The sequence below is a fragment of the Tissierella sp. genome, from assembly GCF_052089545.1.
GTDB lineage: Bacteria > Bacillota > Clostridia > Tissierellales > Tissierellaceae > Tissierella_A.
In genome coordinates, this window is record NZ_JBQDAA010000016.1 from 21,613 (window position 1) to 22,359 (window position 747).

The following is a 747-nucleotide window of genomic DNA, read 5'->3' on the forward strand; positions in this document are numbered from 1 at the left end:
CTGATTAAAATAATTGAGGTGAAAATATGTTGAAAATAATAAGCTTAGAAGAAGTAAACAAAATAAAAAAGAATATGATAAAAATTATAAATGATTCAGATGATTTTTATAAGGCAACACCCCATAGATTATTAGATGTTTTTCCTCATAGTCTTTCAAAAGAAGAAGCAAATGAAGTGTCTTGGGATTTTAAAGATTTATATTTACAAAATGAATATAAGCAAGTTGATTTTTTTAGGGAGTTATATAAAAAAATGGAAATTCAATAATAATAGCAGAAATAGAGTATGCAAATATAGATGAGCATAGACATATTAGAATTTTGGATGGGTTAGATCGACTTGAGCAATATCTTTGGGTAAACCATATGATAAGGACAGATATTAATCAAGTAACAGGTTATTTCAGTGTTGAAACATTTGATGATTTTAAAATGTTATTACAAATAAATTCTAGAGAGCTTACATTTTGCAACCTTCATTTTTTAGGTTTAGACATTTCTATAAGAGGACATTTTGATATGTCGATGGAAATGTTTTTTAAAAATGAAAACCAAATATTGGACTTAGAAAATAAAGCAAGAAAACATGGTCTATACCTTAGAACCTAGCCAAGGGAATAGTTGTCTAATATATAAAGGGGATTTGAAATTACCCAAGTTGTAATATTAAGTGAAGTTAAGTCTTCTAATGTTGTCATTCTGAGCATCGCGAAGAATCTATGGTTTAGGGTCAAAACAAAGATTCT

Annotated in this window: 2 protein-coding genes; both read left to right on the plus strand. The window is 27.6% G+C overall.

Annotated features, from left to right (window positions below):
• The first annotated feature begins 26 nt into the window (after nt 1-26).
• Nucleotides 27-269 (plus strand): hypothetical protein, encoded by a 243-nt coding sequence (locus tag ACTHW2_RS02645; protein WP_442262182.1) that lies wholly within the window; start codon nt 27-29, stop codon nt 267-269.
• Between the two features lie 53 nt (nt 270-322).
• Nucleotides 323-610: a hypothetical protein gene (locus ACTHW2_RS02650; RefSeq protein ID WP_442262183.1), complete on the plus strand. Its 288-nt coding sequence runs from the start codon at nt 323-325 to the stop codon at nt 608-610.
• Nucleotides 611-747: the final 137 nt, after the last annotated feature.

Coding starts and splice junctions, on each gene's coding strand:
- ACTHW2_RS02645 (WP_442262182.1), top strand. CDS start 27: ATGTTGAAAATAATAAGCTTAGAAGAAGTAAACAAAATAAAAAAGAAT.